Annotated in this window: 1 protein-coding gene; it reads right to left on the bottom strand. The window is 43.9% G+C overall.

The features are described 5' to 3' along the window. Positions 1–344 precede the first annotated feature (344 nt). Entirely contained in the window at positions 345–791 is a 447-nt protein-coding gene (locus J07HQW2_RS16005; RefSeq protein ID WP_021056714.1) for a ribonuclease HI family protein, read from the bottom strand. Positions 792–1068: the final 277 nt, after the last annotated feature.

Below are 1068 nucleotides of genomic sequence, written 5' to 3'. Positions count from 1 at the left end.
TACTACAGGCGGTTTTCTAAATGAGTGTCGGAGGAATAACTTCTAGAAAGGTGTCCATATTCCGATATAGGTATTATTGACACTGTGCTCCGAGGGTGTGACTGAGCGAAATCTCCCTCGTCATGAGAAGACTCTTTATATTACAACAAACGAACTGACTTTGAGAATCTGTAAAGATATCTACCGTCGCTCACAACATTGTTTAGCTGTGCGGCTACAGTTATAGCCCAATTGATAGATAGTTAGACCCCCCGTCTGCGATATGAAAATCCACACGGGTAGAGACGCTCAGACCGCACTAAGAAACATTTTTTATTTTACACGTCAACGATTATACGTTGAATCTACTGCTGTGTAGCTTCGGTCGCTAATGTATCTGCTCTGCTAATAAGATTCTCCTCTGTTTCAGATACATGTTCAACACTGGACTCACCGAAATCGCTCAAGAGGTTTTGCACAGTATTTCGCTGCTCAACGAGATGAGATGCGTTAGTGTCACACTCTCCACGAACCTGTCTGACCAGTAATTCACTATCGGTATGTATGTTAACTGAAACACCAGAAGAGTCGTACTCGTTTTGGATCCACTCCAGTCCCCGAATGATTGCTTGATATTCTGCGAGGTTGTTCGTGTATTGTTCGCCTTCTCCGAGTAACTGGCTTTGTTCAGTTATCTCTGTTCCGCCAGCTGAAACAATGTACCCAATACCTGCTTTTCGATCGGTCTTTGATTGATTGTTGCCTGAGGCACCGTCTGCTACCAGAATCAATCGAGTCTTATCAGCTGACATTATATTCTATCTAATGATTATGATTCCAGAAATATGGTTATTCTGTCATTCATTACTGGTTCACTGTCACCGCCAGGGAGGATCCGTCCACTCTGCGGGCTTCGAACTGTGTTCGGTTCGAGGCAATACGATAGAGCTGATAACACGTTGAAACGCATGGCAGATCCATATGTTCACACAGTTACATCCGGTTCGCCTCATCTAGAAACTCATCGTAGGAAATGGGCGACATCTGATCGTTTGATCTTGGATGTTGACACGTCCTCATTATGTGTTC

Source organism: Haloquadratum walsbyi J07HQW2, from assembly GCF_000415985.1.
In the GTDB taxonomy this organism is placed as follows: domain Archaea; phylum Halobacteriota; class Halobacteria; order Halobacteriales; family Haloferacaceae; genus Haloquadratum; species Haloquadratum walsbyi_B.
This window is presented reverse-complemented; position numbering and strand designations above follow the sequence as displayed.